At 58.5% G+C, this 15,875-nt stretch carries 13 protein-coding genes and 1 other RNA gene; 6 read left to right on the top strand and 8 right to left on the bottom strand.

What is annotated here, in order from left to right; translation table 11 throughout:
- Positions 1-171: 171 nt before the first annotated feature.
- The 5 genes from btuC (at position 172) to PGH32_RS06250 (ending at position 4,620) form a co-directional block, all read left to right on the top strand.
- Entirely contained in the window at positions 172-1,152 is a 981-nt protein-coding gene (btuC, locus tag PGH32_RS06230) for a vitamin B12 ABC transporter permease BtuC (RefSeq protein ID WP_337893510.1), read from the top strand.
- A 42-nt stretch (positions 1,153-1,194) separates the two neighbouring features.
- Positions 1,195-1,740 carry a glutathione peroxidase gene (locus PGH32_RS06235; protein ID WP_337893511.1) on the top strand — a complete coding sequence of 182 codons (546 nt, stop codon included), beginning with the start codon at positions 1,195-1,197 and terminating at the stop codon, positions 1,738-1,740.
- The gene (gene btuD, locus PGH32_RS06240) at positions 1,741-2,481 is read left to right on the top strand and encodes a vitamin B12 ABC transporter ATP-binding protein BtuD (protein WP_314421912.1); all 741 of its coding nucleotides are present in this window, start codon (positions 1,741-1,743) and stop codon (positions 2,479-2,481) included.
- Between the two features lie 73 nt (positions 2,482-2,554).
- Entirely contained in the window at positions 2,555-3,013 is a 459-nt protein-coding gene (locus PGH32_RS06245; RefSeq protein ID WP_337893512.1) for an NlpC/P60 family protein, read from the top strand.
- Between the two features lie 167 nt (positions 3,014-3,180).
- Positions 3,181-4,620: a protein adenylyltransferase SelO gene (locus tag PGH32_RS06250; protein ID WP_314421907.1), complete on the top strand. Its 1,440-nt coding sequence runs from the start codon at positions 3,181-3,183 to the stop codon at positions 4,618-4,620.
- Here the strand turns inward: PGH32_RS06250 and PGH32_RS06255 are convergent.
- The 6 genes from PGH32_RS06255 to ppsR all read right to left on the bottom strand — a co-directional run bounded on the left by PGH32_RS06255 (position 4,617) and on the right by ppsR (position 10,511).
- A complete protein-coding gene (locus PGH32_RS06255; RefSeq protein WP_314421906.1) occupies positions 4,617-5,396 on the bottom strand; it encodes a heme ABC transporter ATP-binding protein in 780 nt (259 codons plus the stop codon). The genes PGH32_RS06250 and PGH32_RS06255 overlap by 4 nt on opposite strands.
- Positions 5,389-6,390, bottom strand: coding sequence for a FecCD family ABC transporter permease (locus PGH32_RS06260; RefSeq protein ID WP_337893513.1), 1,002 nt, complete (start codon positions 6,388-6,390; stop codon positions 5,389-5,391). Before PGH32_RS06260 ends, PGH32_RS06255 begins: the two co-directional genes overlap by 8 nt.
- Positions 6,387-7,208, bottom strand: coding sequence for a heme/hemin ABC transporter substrate-binding protein (locus tag PGH32_RS06265; RefSeq protein ID WP_337893514.1), 822 nt, complete (start codon positions 7,206-7,208; stop codon positions 6,387-6,389). The genes PGH32_RS06260 and PGH32_RS06265 overlap by 4 nt, the downstream gene beginning before the upstream one ends.
- Positions 7,205-8,236: a hemin-degrading factor gene (locus PGH32_RS06270; RefSeq protein WP_314421888.1), complete on the bottom strand. Its 1,032-nt coding sequence runs from the start codon at positions 8,234-8,236 to the stop codon at positions 7,205-7,207. The genes PGH32_RS06265 and PGH32_RS06270 overlap by 4 nt, the downstream gene beginning before the upstream one ends.
- Positions 8,237-8,498: 262 nt before the next feature.
- Entirely contained in the window at positions 8,499-9,545 is a 1,047-nt protein-coding gene (locus tag PGH32_RS06275) for a 3-deoxy-7-phosphoheptulonate synthase (RefSeq protein WP_337893515.1), read from the bottom strand.
- Between the two features lie 132 nt (positions 9,546-9,677).
- Positions 9,678-10,511 carry a posphoenolpyruvate synthetase regulatory kinase/phosphorylase PpsR gene (ppsR, locus tag PGH32_RS06280; protein ID WP_314421877.1) on the bottom strand — a complete coding sequence of 278 codons (834 nt, stop codon included), beginning with the start codon at positions 10,509-10,511 and terminating at the stop codon, positions 9,678-9,680.
- 471 nt (positions 10,512-10,982) lie between these two features.
- On the opposite strand from ppsR, the gene ppsA reads away from it, so the two are divergent.
- Entirely contained in the window at positions 10,983-13,361 is a 2,379-nt protein-coding gene (gene ppsA, locus PGH32_RS06285; RefSeq protein WP_314421875.1) for a phosphoenolpyruvate synthase, read from the top strand.
- A 925-nt stretch (positions 13,362-14,286) separates the two neighbouring features.
- Here the strand turns inward: ppsA and rprA are convergent.
- Positions 14,287-14,392, bottom strand: an RNA gene (gene rprA, locus PGH32_RS06290) — antisense sRNA RprA.
- A gap of 261 nt (positions 14,393-14,653) precedes the next feature.
- Positions 14,654-15,775, bottom strand: a complete 1,122-nt coding sequence (gene ydiK, locus PGH32_RS06295) for an AI-2E family transporter YdiK (RefSeq protein ID WP_314421870.1) — start codon at positions 15,773-15,775, stop codon at positions 14,654-14,656.
- Between the last annotated feature and the right edge of the window lie 100 nt (positions 15,776-15,875).

Raw genomic sequence — 15,875 nt, forward strand, 5'->3', positions numbered from 1 at the left:
ATAAACGTAAAATACTGATTTATAAGATGTATGTAAGGCCGCGCAAGCGGCCTTTTTTCATTCAAGTGTGAAACGATCCCGGTCGAAGCGCGTATCTGTGGTCGACAAGGCTTCCATTTTTGCCATTTCCCTCTAAAATTAACTCTCTGTTTTCTCTGAAAAACACCGGTTATGACCCTGCTTTCCCAACAGATTACGCGTGCAAAACGGCGGTCAAGAATTTGGCTCAGCGCGCTGACGGTTTTTTGCCTGCTCCTGCTGTTGCTCAGCCTGTGTGCGGGCGATCGCTGGATCCCGCCAACGCGCTGGCTGACGGCCGACGCCGACCTTTTCGTCTGGCAGCTGCGGCTGCCGCGCACGCTGGCGGTACTGCTGGTGGGGGCGACGCTGGCGGTTGCCGGTGCAACGATGCAGGCGCTGTTTAATAATCCGCTCTCTGAACCAGGCCTGCTGGGCGTCTCCGCCGGCGCGGGCGTCGGGCTGGTGCTGGCGGTATTTGTCGGCAACGGCGAGCCGTGGGTGATGAGCGTCAGCGCTATTGCCGGCGCGCTGTTTATCACGCTGCTGCTGCTGCGTTTCGCCCGAAGGCATCTTTCCGGCAGCCGTCTGCTGCTGGCCGGGGTGGCGCTGGGGATTGTCTGTAGCGCGATCATGACCTGGGCGGTTTATTTCAGCAGCAGCCTCGATCTGCGTCAGCTGATGTACTGGATGATGGGCGGCTTCGGCGGGATTGGCTGGAACGAGCGCTGGCTGATGCTGGCGCTGCTGCCGGTGTTAATCTGGCTGACGACCCGCGCGAGGATCCTCAACCTGCTGGCGCTGGGCGAAACCTCCGCCCGCCAGCTTGGGCTGCCGCTGGTTCTGTGGCGCAGCCTGCTGGTGCTGGCGATTGGCTGGCTGGTAGGGGTCAGCGTGGCGCTGGCCGGAGCGATAGGCTTTATTGGTCTGGTCATACCGCACATACTGCGTCTGAACGGCCTGAGCGATCACCGTACTCTTTTGCCGGGCTGTGCCCTTGCCGGGGCGGGCGTTCTGCTGGCGGCGGATATTATCGCCCGCGTGGCGCTGAATTCCGCCGAGCTGCCGGTGGGGGTGGTGACCGCCACGCTGGGCGCACCGATCTTTATCTGGTTATTATTAAGCAACCGCTAGCCGTGCTTTCGGCTGGTCATCCACGTTAAACAGGAAAATTCAATGAGCATTTTTGCAACAGAACTGACTACGCTGGACGGTGAAAAAACCACGCTGGCACAGTGGCAGGGCGATGTCCTGCTGGTAGTGAACGTCGCCTCAAAATGTGGCCTGACGCCGCAGTACGCTCAGCTGGAGAGCCTGCAAAAGGCCTGGCATGAACAGGGCCTGACGGTACTGGGATTCCCCTGCAATGCATTTCTGGAGCAGGAGCCGGGAACCGACGCGGAAATAAAAACCTTCTGCAGCACCACCTACGGCGTCACGTTCCCGATGTTCAGCAAAATTGAGGTTAACGGTCCGCAGCGCCACCCGCTGTATGCGCAGCTGGTTGCCGCCCAGCCGCAGGCCTTGGCGCCGCAGGGCAGCGGATTCCTTGAGCGTATGACCAGCAAAGGCCGCGCGCCGAAGCAGCCGGGCGACATTCTGTGGAACTTCGAAAAATTCCTGATTGGCCGCGACGGTCGGGTACTGCAGCGCTTCTCGCCGGATATGGAGCCGGAAGATGAGGTGGTGGTCAGCGCAATCAAACAGGCGCTGGCAGGCTAAATGCGACTGGATATCCGCCACGTTGCCGTTGCCCGGCGCCTGTATCCCTTCAGCGCCAACGTTGCCAGCGGTCAGCTGATCCACCTGGTCGGGCCGAACGGCGCGGGGAAAAGCTCGCTGCTGGCCTCCCTTGCGGGGTTGCTCAGCGCGCAGGGAGAGATCCGGCTTAACGGTGAACCGCTGGCGGAGTGGTCCGGTCCGCGTCTGGCCCGCCATCGCGGATATCTGCCACAGCAGCAGCAGGCTTCGCTGCAAATGCCGGTCTGGCACTATCTGCTGATGCACCAGCAGCAAAACGACGCCGACGGCGAGCGGCGGCTGATGCACTTTACCGATGCGCTGCAGATTAGCGATAAGCTGCAGCGCCCGCTGGGGCAGCTTTCCGGCGGCGAGTGGCAGCGGGTCCGGCTTGCCGCCGTATTTTTCCAGGTCAGCCAGCCGGAGGGGCAGCTGCTGCTGCTGGATGAGCCGATGACCGGCCTGGATATCGGCCAGCAGGCGGTCTTTGACCGTCTGCTTCCCGATCTGCGCGATCGCGGCGTGACGGTGATCATGAGCAGCCACGATCTGAATCACTCGCTGCGCCATGCCGACGGAGCCTGGCTGATGCGGCCCGGACAGCCTGCGCTGATCGGTACTCCGCAACAGGTTCTGACGCCGGAACATCTGTCTGCGCTGTATCAGGTGCCTTTTCGTCAGCTGGACGTAGAAGGGCGGCCTTTTCTGGCCACGTTCGCCTGATGGGGCGCTGACGTTGCCAGCACGGCGATTTTGCCGCTAAAGTTAATATCCCGACTCCAGAGGATGGTGTGCTATGCGTTACTGGTTTGTGCTGATGATTGTAATCCTTGCCGGCTGCAGCAGTCATGCACCCCCGCCAAAAACGCAGCTTGCCGATCGGATCATGGTCATTGCACAGCTTGACGATCAGCTTTCACAGTGGCACGGCACCCCTTATCGCTACGGGGGAATGAGCCGGGGCGGGGTCGACTGTTCGGGGTTTGTTTATCTGACCTTCCGCGATCGCTTTGATTTACAGCTGCCGCGAGCCACGTCCGCGCAGACGGATATTGGTACGCGTATCAGTAAGGATGACCTGCTGCCCGGCGATCTGGTGTTTTTCAAAACCGGCAGCGGTGAAAACGGCCTGCACGTCGGCATTTACGACACGGATAATCAGTTTATCCACGCGTCGACCAGCCAGGGCGTGATGCGATCCTCGCTGGATAACGTTTACTGGCGCAAAGTGTTCTGGCAGGCGCGACGAATTTAACCGGACAAGCGCTGTGTTGACCGGCTTTGCAGGCCTGTTCATCCGATGTCGCGGGAAGAAAGCCGAATAACCCTTCATACTCTCCGTGTTTTATCCACGCTCCGCGATTTACACTAGCTCCAGCACCTGCCGGCGGGGATGATCCCGCGGGCACTGATGGAGACAGCATGCAATTTAATAATACCTGGTTCCAGGAACTGAGCGGCTGCTACAGCGCCGTATCGCCCACTCCGCTGGCGAATCCTCGCCTTCTGTACCGCAACGCGGCGCTGGCGCATGAGCTTGGCCTGAGCGACGACCTGTTCAGCGCGGAGAATGTGGGGCTGTGGAGTGGCGATCGCCTGATGGACGGCATGCAGCCGCTGGCGCAGGTTTACAGCGGTCATCAGTTCGGCGTCTGGGCCGGACAGCTCGGTGACGGGCGCGGGCTGCTGCTCGGTGAACAGCAGCTGGCCGACGGGCGTAAAGTGGACTGGCACCTTAAGGGAGCCGGGCTGACGCCCTGGTCGCGAATGGGCGACGGGCGTGCGGTGCTGCGTTCCACGCTGCGTGAATTCCTGGCCTCGGAAGCCATGCACGCGCTGGGTATTCCCACTACCCGTGCACTGACCATCGTCGCCAGCGATGAGCCGGTCTACCGTGAAACGGCCGAGCGGGGCGCCATGCTGCTGCGGATCGCGGAGAGCCACCTGCGCTTTGGTCACTTCGAACATTTTTACTACGCGGGCAATCAGCAAAAAGTGACCGAACTGGCCGACTACGCCATTCGCCACCACTGGCCGCATCTGCAGCAGGAGGCGGATAAATACCTGCTGTGGTTCAGCGACGTGGTGAAACGCACCGCGCGGCTGATTGCCAGCTGGCAGAGCGTGGGGTTTGCGCACGGCGTCATGAATACCGATAACATGTCGATCCTCGGCCTGACGCTGGACTACGGTCCTTACGGTTTCCTGGACGACTATCAGCCCGGCTTTATCTGCAACCACACCGACCATCAGGGGCGCTACAGTTTTGAAAATCAACCGATGATCGGGCTGTGGAATCTGAACCGCCTGGCCCATGCGCTTTCCGGCCTGATGACTACCGAGCAGCTTAAACAGGCGCTGGCCCACTACGAGCCTGAACTGATGCGCGCCTGGGGTGAAAAAATGCGGGCGAAGCTGGGGCTGATGACCGCCGACAAACACGACAACGATATCCTGACCGGCCTGCTGTCGTTGATGACGCGGGAAGGCAGCGACTATACCCGCACCTTCCGCCTGTTAAGTGACAGTGAACAGCAGCAGTCACGCTCTCCGCTGCGCGATGAGTTTATCGATCGCGAGGCGTTTGACGGCTGGTACAACGTCTGGCGGCAGCGGGTACTGCAGGAAGAGCAGAGCGATGCCGATCGTCAGCGGGCGATGAAGCAGGCTAACCCGGCGGTGGTGTTACGTAACTATCTGGCGCAGCAGGCCATCGAGAAGGCTGAGGAGGACGATATCAGCGCGCTGGCGAGACTCCACCAGGCGCTGTCGAATCCGTTTGAAGACGTTGAAGCATACGGCGATCTGGCGCGTCGACCGCCGGACTGGGGTAAAAAAATCGAGGTCAGCTGCTCCAGCTAGCGGCGCAGAGCCACCTGAGGCACCCCTTCGATCTGATGCGGGTGCACCATCACGTCGGCGTGATACCAGCGCGTCAGCGTCTCTTCATCCAGCACGCCGGCCGGCGTGCCTTCCGCCACCAGTTTCCCCTGCGCCAGCAGCATCACCCGATCCGACCACAGCGAGGCGAGGTTCAGGTCGTGCAGCACGCAGCAGACGCTCAGCGGATGCTGCTGGGTCAGCTGCGACAGCAGGCGCAGCAGGTGCTGCTGATGGTAGAGATCCAGCGCGGAGGTAGGTTCATCGAGGAACAGCCAGCCGCGCGGGCCATCCTTCTGCCACAGCTGCGCCAGCGCGCGGGCAAGCTGCACCCGCTGCTGTTCCCCGCCGGACAGCTGCAGGAAGTCACGACCGGCCAGGTTCGAACAGCCGGTCAGCGCCATCACTTCCTGAACCACGGCTTTTTGCGGCTGGCCGGGCCAGGGCGCACGACCCATCGCCACCACATCGGCCACGCTGAGCGGGAAGGTCATATTGCTCTGCTGACGCATGACCGCACGCTGCTGCGACAGTTTTGCCGGTGACCAGGCCGCCAGCGGCTTGCCGTTCAGCGTACAGTGGCCGCGCTGCGGTGCGTAAAAGCCGGTCAGCAGGCGCAGCAGGGTGGATTTCCCCGCGCCGTTGGGGCCGATCAGCGACACCAGCTCGCCGGGGCGCAGGCTGAGGGAGATATCCTCAATCAGCCAGCGCTGCCCGAGCTGATAGCTTATACCGTTAGCCGTTAATAACTCAGCCATTCAGACCTCCACGACGGCGCAGGATCAGCCACAGGAACCACGGGCCGCCGATCAGGCTGGTCAGCAGGCCAACGGGCATTTCCGCCGGCGCAACCAGCGTTCGGGCCAGCGTGTCCGACACCAGCAGCAGGATCGCACCGCTGAGCAGCGAAGAGGGCAGCAGCCAGCGATGATCGCCGCCGAGCCAGAAGCGCATCAGGTGCGGCACCACCAGGCCGATAAAGCCAATAATCCCGCTCACCGACACCGCCGCGGCGACCAGCAGGGCGCTGAGCACCAGCAGGTAGCGCTGGGTGCGCGGCACGTCGACGCCAAGATAGTGCGCCTCCTCCTCGCCGAGCTGCAGCAGGTTCAGGCGGCCGGCAAGGCGCTGCACCAGCACCATCGCCGGTAACACCACCGAGGCGCAGACCAGCACGGTAGGCCACTGCGCGGAGCTGAGGCTGCCCATTCCCCACAGTGACAGCTGACGCAGCTGCTGATCGGTACTGACCCAGGAGAGCACGCCCACCGCTGCGGCGCAGAGCGCGTTGATCGCAATACCGACCAGCAGCAGGCGGCTCAGCCCGCTGAAGCCCTGACGGCTGAGCAGAAAAATCAGCACCGTTACGGCGATACTGCCGATAAATGCCGCCAGCAGCGGCACATACAGCGCAAAGATCCCCGGCAGCGAGACGGACATCACGATGGAGAAGGCCACCGCCAGTGCCGCACCGCTGCTGATCCCCAGCAGGCCGGGGTCGGCCAGCGGGTTGCGAAACAGCCCCTGCATCACGCAGCCGGAGAGCGCCAGCGCGCCGCCCACGACCACCGCCAGCAGCACGCGCGGCAGACGAATGGTAAACCAGATCTGCCACAGGCTGCTGTCGGTCCCGGCGTGCCATAGCATCGGCAGCGACAGCTTCATCGCCCCGATGTTGGCAGCGCTGACGGCCAGGGTCAGCAGCAGCAGCAGCAAAATGCCCAGCCAGCGTAGGGCGCGTGCTGACATCACTTAATGGTTTCCGCGGTCTGACGCAGTTTCAGAATGGCGGCCGGCGTATCAATACCGAAGCCCAGCAGCGCCATATCATCCACCACCAGCAGCTGTTTATTTTTCGCCGCCGGCGTCAGCGCCAGGCCAGGCAGCTTCCACAGGTTTGCCTCGCCACCGACGGTTTTCAGGCCATCCGTGGTGATCACAATCAGCTGAGGGGCACTGGCCACCACGCCTTCCTGAGACAGTGCCTGGTAACGGGTTACCGCTGCCATGGCATTTTGCAGACCTGCCGCGGCGATCGCGCTGTCGGCAGAGGTACCGCTGCCTGCGGCCAGCGTGCCCATGCCCTGATGCGCGAGGATAAACAGCACTTTCACCGGCAGCGGTGTCTTCGGAATGCTGGCCAGTTCGGTGGAGATTTTTGCCTGCAGCGCTTTACCTTCCTGCTCGCGGTGCAGTGCGGTCGCCACCGTGGCAATTTTCTCATTGATGGCGGAAACGTCGGTTTTACCGGTCACGTCGACCACTTTGACGCCGTTCTTCGCCACCTGCTCCAGTGCCAGCGCCGGTTTTGCCAGCTCGGTAGTCAGCACCAGTGTCGGTTTCAGCGCCAGAATCCCTTCCGGGTTGAGCATGCGCATATAGCCGACGTCGGGCAGCTTTTTCACTTCTTCCGGATGCAGGCTGGTGGTGTCGCGCGCGACCAGATCCTTCTGGCCGTTAAGCGCATAGATAATCTGGGTCACATCACCGCCGATGCTGACGATACGCTCGGCGGCCAGGGTAGAAAACGACAACGGCAAAACGCAAAGCGCGGCTAACCATGATTTCATGCTGAAACTTCCTCGCTGCTGAGAGTGGCTAACTGTTCGCGCCACAGACTCTGTTCCGGCTGGCCTTCGCTGCGCTGGCCGTAGAGCTGCGCAATCTGCGTGCCGTCTGCGGCAAACAGCTCAAGGCTGGTAACAATGCCGTCGGCGGTTGGCTTGCGGGTGATCCAGGTTTCGGCAATTTCCAGCTCCTGCAGATGCAGGGTGAAGGCCGTGTTGAAGATGTTAAGCCAGTTGTGCATCGGCACCAGCTTCTCAATGACGCCGGTGAAGATCTGGGTGCAGGCACGGTTGCTGACGAAAATCATGATTTCGTTCCCGTCCTGCTTTGCCGTTTCCAGCAGCGAAGCCAGCGATGCGTTGCTAACGCGCGTAGCCAGATCGTCGGCGACGGCGCGGAAGGCCTGCTGGCGAGAGACATTATGACGTTTCAGCAGGCGGAAGAACTGGTGCACATCGGTCATCGCGCGCCATTCACTTTCCAGCAGCGCGGCATCAACGTTTTCTGCAAAGGCCGCTGGCTCGGCGGCGGCAACGTGGAAGTCGGCAGCAGGATCGGCCTTAAATTCCGCCAGCACCGTCTGCCAGGCCTCTTTATCGGTATTGTCCGTTGCGTACACTTTCAGCACCGCGTCGCCCTGGCGATCGAAGAACTGAATGCTTTGACGCTCACCGTGCCCGGTCATTTCCTGCAGGTGAAATACGCTGGCCCACTGATTAACGAAGACGCGGAGATCCAGTGCGCGTGGGTTGAGGACGATCCCGGCATGTTCGTTGATATGGATATTGTTAAACGTGCCCAGCTGCTCGTGAACCGCATACTCGTTGCGGGTGATGCATTTGGTTTCACCGACTTTTTCCAGCGCGTGCAGCAGCTCGCGCATCGCAGGGCGCAGCGGCGCGGCCTGATGACCCACCCGTGCTGCGGTCAGCTCGGCTTCGCTGATCCCCATCAGCGCGGCAAGGTCGCGGGCATATTTTTTAGGATGCTCTTCTTTTAATTCAATATAACGTTGATAGTGCGCTGTCATTGCTGCTCCTCACAAAGTTCACCCACCGACAATCGCAATCGTCAGTGACAATCATTAACACTGATGGCCCATAAAATCATGACCGTCGATCGCATTCTGGATCGCGATCGCACCGAATAGCCGTTGGAAGTAAAAGGATATTCATTATCAAAATGATAATCATTATCAGGGAAAGATGGCGGTAATCAAGCAGAAATTCAGCATATTGATGGCGGAGAGCAGAGAAGGTGAAGGACTGGCCATAAAATGGCCAGCCGGAGGATTAAAAGCGCGAGTCGATGGCGTTTGCCAACTGGTCCAGAACGGCGACGCTGTCTTCCCAGCCCAGGCAGGGGTCGGTAATGGACTGGCCGTAATTCAGCGGCGTATCGGGCAGCACTTTTTGCGTGCCTTCCTGCAGGAAGCTTTCGATCATAACGCCGGCAATCGCCGTGGAGCCATCGCGTATCTGGGCGGCAACCGAGCGCGCGACTTCTTTCTGCAGGCGATGCTGCTTCAGGCAGTTGCCGTGGCTGAAGTCGATAACCAGCTGCGGCGGCAGGCGATGTTCAGCCAGCGCCGCAGCGGCTTCTGCAATGTCTTCCGCATGGTAGTTCGGCTGCCTGCCGCCGCGCATAATGATATGGCCAGAAGGATTGCCGCTGGTCTGATAAATCGTCATCTGTCCCTGCTTGTCGGGCGAAAGGAACATATGGCTGACGCGGGCTGCGCGAATGGCATCCACCGCGATGCGGATATTGCCATCGGTACCGTTTTTGAAACCCACCGGACAGGAGAGGGCCGAGGCCATTTCACGGTGGATCTGGCTTTCCGTGGTACGTGCACCGATCGCTCCCCAGCTAATCAGGTCGGCAATAAACTGCCCGATCACCATATCAAGGAATTCAGTCGCGGTAGGCATGCCCAGCGCATTGATATCCAGCAGCAGTTTGCGTGCCACTTCCAGCCCGTGGTTCACGCGGAAGCTGCCATCCAGGTCCGGGTCTGAAATCAGTCCTTTCCAGCCCACCACCGTGCGCGGCTTTTCGAAGTAGGCGCGCATCACGATTTCCAGCCGGGACTGGTACTTATCACGCAGCTCCTTGAGGCGGGCTGCGTACTCCAGTGCCGCAGCGGGATCGTGCAGCGAGCAGGGACCGATCACCACCAGCAGGCGCTTGTCTTCGCCCGAAAGAATGCGGGCAATACGCTGGCGGGAGGTCATCACATTTTCGGCAACGGCGGCGGTAATCGGCTGTCTGGCCAGCAGTTCGGCAGGCGTTATCAGGCTGTCGATGCGCGCGGTCCGCAGTTCATCTGTTTTGTTCATCGGCTTCTCTAAATTTTTGTCTTCGCAACGGCAGGAATACCGGGAAGTAATGGCGATCACCTTAAAGCAAACGGCGATGATTTCAACCACCGCCGCAGGATAAATGCCATAAAAAAAGCCGCCTGGCCGGCTTCAGTACATCCGGCGCGCCAGCCCCATAATATCGAGGATCTTGGTGGCGATTTCTTCTACCGAATAGTTAGTACTGTTGAGGTAGCGGATTTGGTTGGTGCGGAACAGGGCTTCAACTTCACCCACCTCGAGGCGGCACTGCCGCATGGAGGCATAGCGGGTATTCACCGCGCGCTCCTGGCGAATCGCCGCCAGCCGCTCGGGATCGATGGTTAAGCCAAACAGCTTGTTCTGAAACGGCTTGAGGGCGGGCGGCAGCTTGAGGTTATCCATATCATCCGCAATAAACGGATAGTTCGCCGCTTTGATACCGAACTGCATCGCCAGGTACAGGCTGGTAGGGGTTTTACCGCAGCGCGATACGCCCAGCAGGATCACCTGCGCTTCTTCCAGCCCGCGCAGCGAAATCCCGTCATCGTGGGCCAGCGTGTAGTCGATAGCGGCAATACGGGCGTCGTATTTGCCGAGATTGCTGGCGGTCAGGCCGTGGGTACGGTTAGCGACCGGTGCCGGGGCCACGCCCAGCTCCTGCTGCAGCGGTGCGACCAGCGACTGAACGATGTCCTGGCAGAATCCGTCGCTCTGCAAAATGATCTCACGGATTTCCGGCGTAACAATCGAGATAAAGACCAGCGGGCGGATACCGCTGTGCTGGTAAATGGTGTTGATCTGGGCTTTTACCGCCAGCGCCCGCTGCACGTTCTCAACAAAGGGCAGGGTGACGCTGTTGGTTTCCACCGGGAACTGGGAAAGTACGGCATGGCCCAACACCTCGGCGGTTATCGCCGTACCGTCTGAAATATAGAAAACACTGCGTTCGGCATTCACGTCCATTTTATCTCCAGAATTAGCTATCCGGGCAGACTAAATTATTTCCGATACAGAAAGCAAACTGTGATTTCAGCGACAAAACAAAACGAAAAATTCATAAATATGATGATTTGAAATATTTATTCTTATAAAATAGGCGCTGTCATTCCATTACGCATAAATGAAATGACGTTTCTGTTTAGTATTCATTTAATGCGCCCCTTCTTTTTAAAACATTCTAAAATGGAATCCTGTATTTGTTGCGCAAACAAATTTGCGCGATTTGAACGTGATTTATTAAGTTGTTGTAAATTAATGATTTTATTTTATAATTTGATTTATCAACGTCATTAACGTGCGCAGAGTTGTCTTAAAAACGCCGCCTGCGAGTTGCTTGAACGATTCAACACTTTCTCAACCCTCCGCTGTTATGCCAGTCTGACTGGGCAATGCTGTATCCCTTATTCCTAATTAAATCTTACAAGGATTGCTTCAATGTCCAATAAAGGCCAATTGCCGCTCGTGCTCTGGTATAACGAACTTGGCATGCACGATGTCGATCGGGTGGGAGGCAAAAATGCTTCTCTGGGTGAAATGATTACTAACCTGTCATCGCTGGGTGTGTCCGTGCCGAATGGCTTTGCGACCACCTCTGATGCTTTCAACCAGTTCCTTGATCAAAGCGGCGTTAACCAGCGTATCTATGAACTGCTGGATAAGACCGATATTGATGATATTGATCAGCTGGCGAAAGCGGGTAAGCAGATCCGTCAGTGGATTATTGACACGCCTTTCCAGCCCGAGCTGGAGCAGGCTATTCATCAGGCCTATGACCAGCTTTCCGCCGATGACGCTGAGGCCTCCTTTGCCGTGCGTTCTTCCGCTACCGCCGAAGACATGCCGGATGCCTCCTTTGCCGGCCAGCAGGAAACCTTCCTGAACGTGCAGGGCTATGATGCGGTGCTGGTGGCGGTGAAGCACGTCTTCGCCTCACTGTTCAACGACCGCGCAATCTCTTATCGCGTGCATCAGGGCTACGACCACCGCGGCGTAGCGCTGTCCGCCGGGGTTCAGCGCATGGTGCGTTCTGACCTCGCTTCTTCGGGCGTGATGTTCACTATCGATACCGAATCGGGCTTCGATCAGGTGGTGTTTATTACCGCCGCGCTGGGCCTGGGCGAGATGGTCGTACAGGGTGCGGTTAACCCGGATGAGTTCTACGTGCACAAGCCAACGCTGGCCGCAGGACGCCCGGCGATCGTTCGCCGTAATATGGGATCGAAAAAGATCCGTATGATTTATGCCGACTCGCAGGAGCACGGTAAACAGGTAGCGATTGAAGACGTGCCGGAAGCCGAGCGCGACCGCTTCAGTCTGACCGATAAAGAAGTTGAAGCGCTGGCGGTGCAGGCGGTGCTGATTGAAAAACACTACCAGCGGCCGATGGATATTGAATGGGCGAAAGACGGCCATACCGGCAAGCTGTTTATCGTGCAGGCCCGTCCTGAAACCGTCCGTTCTAACGGCCAGGTGATGGAGCGCTACAACCTGCAGGGTAAAGGCAAGATTCTGGTGGAAGGTCGCGCCATCGGCCACCGTATCGGTGCAGGTGAAGTGAAGGTGATCCACGATATCAGCGAGATGGGCCGCATTGAAAAAGGCGACGTGCTGGTGACGGACATGACCGACCCGGACTGGGAACCGATCATGAAAAAGGCCTCGGCGATTGTAACCAATCGCGGTGGACGTACCTGCCATGCGGCAATCATTGCCCGTGAGCTGGGTATTCCGGCGGTGGTGGGCTGCGGTGACGCGACCGACCATCTGAAGGACGGCCAGAAAGTGACCGTATCCTGTGCGGAAGGCGATACCGGCTACGTCTACGACGGCCTGCTCGACTTCGAGGTGAAAAGCTCGCAGGTTGACGAAATGCCGTCGCTGCCGCTGAAGGTGATGATGAACGTCGGCAACCCGGATCGCGCCTTCGACTTCGCCTGCCTGCCTAATGAAGGCGTGGGTCTGGCCCGTCTGGAGTTTATTATCAACCGCATGATTGGCGTTCACCCGCGTGCCCTGCTGGAATTCGATCAGCAGACGCCGGAACTGCAGCAGGAGATCCGCGGGATGATGAAAGGGTTTGACGATCCGGTGGAGTTTTACATCGCCCGTCTGACCGAAGGGATCGCCACGCTGGGCGCGGCATTTTCGCCTAAGCGTGTAATCGTTCGTCTGTCTGACTTTAAGACCAACGAGTATGCCAACCTGGTAGGCGGCGAGCGCTACGAGCCTGAAGAAGAGAACCCGATGCTGGGCTTCCGCGGAGCCGGTCGCTACGTTGCCGACAACTTCCGCGACTGCTTCGCGTTAGAGTGCGCAGCGGTGAAGCGGGTACGTAACGAGATGGGGCTGACCAACGTGGAGATCATGGTGCCGTTCGTCCGCACCGTGGCTCAGGCGAAGGCGGTGGTTGAAGAGCTGGAGCGTCAGGGGCTGAAGCGCGGCGAGAACGGGCTGAAGATCATCATGATGTGTGAGATCCCGTCCAACGCGCTGCTGGCGGAACAGTTCCTGGAATACTTCGATGGTTTCTCCATCGGTTCCAACGACATGACCCAGCTGGCGCTCGGCCTTGACCGCGATTCGGGCGTGGTGTCCGAGCTGTTCGACGAGCGTAATGATGCGGTGAAAGCGCTGCTGTCGATGGCAATTCGCGCGGCGAAGAAGACGGGCAAGTACGTCGGTATCTGTGGTCAGGGTCCATCGGACCATGAGGATTTTGCGGCCTGGCTGATGGAAGAGGGGATCGACAGTCTTTCCCTGAACCCGGATACCGTGGTGCAGACCTGGCTGTCGCTGGCTGAAATTAAGAAGTAGTGTGTTTAATGTAGGGCGTGTGATGCGCCCTTTTTCGGATACACCGGGGCATGTTTCAGCCCGTGGTGATTGTCTGGGACGCTTGTAAAAACCGCTCTCGTTTTACGATGGCGGTTTTTTTGTTTACTGGCGGGTAGCTGGTGGAGCGGTGGCGGGTTCGCAGCCTGTGCTGCGCCATCAGGGCGGTCCTCGCGCCGTGCTTTGCACGGTGCCTTCGGCTGCAGCCGCTGGCCCAATGACCGGCAAAGACGGGTCATCCCTGACCCGACTCCGCCTGACGCCAACATCCCTGTTGTCGTCTCATGGCCATCCGCTTTCACCTCAGCGCTGCGGGTTACCCTGATGGCGCAGCACAGGCTGTCTCCCTGTCTGATTATCCTGTCGCTGTAACGCTAAGCCGCTGTCATTTAACTTCTCGCTAATCCACTACGGGCTGAGTAAAAGCATCCAAAGTGAACAGTGAATCCTGACTCTTGGCACGTTAATCCTGGTGTCTACCAATTCAGAAAAATATTCTTTCAAACTGCCCCAACTGTAGCCAGTTGCCCCAAATCAGCTCCTGATAACGCCTATTGTCTGAGCCAGTGATTTCAAATGAATCACCATTAAACGGCCATTGAATCAGCATTAAATCAGCATGTTAATTTTAGCTGGGGATTTTTGGGTATTTGCAGCAGGCGACGCGGAAGTTAAAAGCGGACTGACCGGGCCTGTGATTGCACCATCCGCAGCGCTGAACGGAGAGAGGAAGCCAGGATTCGCCCGCAGGACGCGGGAGAAAGGTGCAGCCGGTCCAGGGATGGACCGTCTGCAGCGGTCCGGCAGGCTGACGAGCGAAGTGAGGGCACCACGCCGCGCGTGGCGCGAGGACCCGGGCAATCACAGGCCCGGCCAGTCGGCGTAGCAGCAGCCTGACAAAATGCAGGCAAAAAAAAGCCCATCGCAGAGGATGGGCAAAGACTACACACAGCAATTTTGTACTTCACTCAGGGGAAAGGGCGTTTAAAAATCAGTAGGTTGATTTCAAACATGGACTCAATACTAAGCAACGTGCTTTCAGGCGTCATTAAGAATCATCTCATTAGTTTAAAATCAATAATCCTTCAATTGCCCGATACTCAATTATGGAGATTTATCCAAAAGAAAAGGTTAACAAACGTGCTCATTCAGGCCGGGCTGGCGACGTTTTTGGGCTTTAAGGTAAAGAAACGCTAACGAGAAAGGGCGAAGGAAGGGCGAAATGTTATTTATTACTAATGATTGCGGCCAGCCTGGCTGACCGCAATGCGGCCTTAATTACGCTGATGGCTTTCGTTCTCAAACTCCACCAGTTCTTCAACCACCAGGGTGGGATCGTCGCTCGGAGCCGGAACCTCGTGGACCCAGACGCACACCAGACGATAAGAGACGGCAAGGACCACCGGGCCAATAAACAGACCAATCATACCGAATGCCACCAGTCCGCCGATCACTCCGGAAAGGATCAGGATCAGCGGCAGGTCGGCCCCCATACGGATCAGCATCGGTCGCAGTACGTTATCCAGCGTGCCCACCACGCAGCTCCACACCAGCAGCACGGTGCCCCAGGTGGTATCACCGCTCCAGTAGAGCCAGATAATCGCCGGCACCAGCACGGTCAGTGGACCCAGCTGCACCAGGCAGGAGAAAATCATCAGCACCGTCAGCAGGGTGGCGTAGGGAATACCGGACACCGCCAGCCCGATGCCGCCGAGCACCCCCTGCACCAGCGCGGTGACCACCACGCCCAGCGCGACGGCACGAATTGCCTGACCGGCAAGCAGCACGGCGGCATCGCCACGGCGGGCGGCAAGGCGGAAGGCGAAGTGGCGAATACCGCGCCCAACCTGTTCACCGCGCCAGAATAACAGCATGCTGAACAACAGCATCAGGCCCAGATGCAGCATAAAGCGGCCAAAATACCCGGCCTGCGCAACGAAGAAACCGGTGGTCCGGCCAATGTAAGGCTGGATCTTGGCCATCAGTGCGGTTCCGCCTCCCGCGACCAGCGTGTGATAACCGGAATAGAGGTTATCGCCAATCATGGGCACATCGTTCAGCCACGCCAGCTGGGGCATCTGCAAATGACCGGAGCTGACCATAGCGATAACCGGCGCGCTGTTATCCAGCAGGCTGTTCACCAGCAGCGAAATGGGGATAATAAACACCAGCAGCAGCAGCAGCGTCATGGCGATCACCGCCAGCGAACGGCGGCCCCACAGCCAGCCCTGAATTCTGATCATCAGTGGCCAGGTGGCGATCACCACCATGCTGGCCCAGGCAAAGCCCAGAATGAAAGGCTGAATTACCCAGAAACAGGCGATGATCGCAATGCTGATAAACAGCAGCGTGAAGACGATCTGCGGTAAGTCCCAACCCTTATAAACATTCTTCATGTGTGAACCGTAACCTCGGGTCAATAAATATCCTGTCCGCCTCGTCCGGCGGCGCCGAACGAATTATTTGTCATCCTGCCTTCAACCATTTTATTTTTGA

Source organism: Erwinia sp. SLM-02, from assembly GCF_037450285.1.
Lineage (GTDB): Bacteria > Pseudomonadota > Gammaproteobacteria > Enterobacterales > Enterobacteriaceae > Erwinia.